The 299-nt window shown below is 65.6% G+C and carries 1 protein-coding gene; it reads left to right on the forward strand.

Annotation, left to right across the window (positions count from 1 at the left end):
• Positions 1–299, forward strand: a 299-nt coding sequence (locus P0G09_RS19045; RefSeq protein WP_275253453.1) for a DUF711 family protein, incomplete at both ends; no start/stop codon positions are given.

A 299-nucleotide genomic window follows, 5' to 3' on the forward strand; every position in this document is an offset into this window, starting at 1 on the left:
CTCCAAGGCTCTGGGCGTGCCCGCGGGCATCATCGACCTTTCGCTGGCCCCCACCCCTGCTGTGGGCGACAGCGTGGCCAACATACTGGAAGAGATGGGCCTTGAGACCTGCGGCTGCTGCGGCACCACGGCCTGCCTGGCCCTGCTGAACGATGCTGTGAAGAAGGGCGGCGTGATGGCCTCCAACCATTTGGGCGGCCTCTCCGGTGCCTTTATCCCCGTCAGCGAGGACGACGGCATGATCCACGCCGCCGAGTGCGGCTGCCTGACCATCGAAAAGCTGGAACCCATGACAGCTG

Source organism: Faecalibacterium sp. DFI.5.82, assembly GCF_029076575.1.
Lineage (GTDB): Bacteria > Bacillota > Clostridia > Oscillospirales > Ruminococcaceae > Faecalibacterium > Faecalibacterium duncaniae.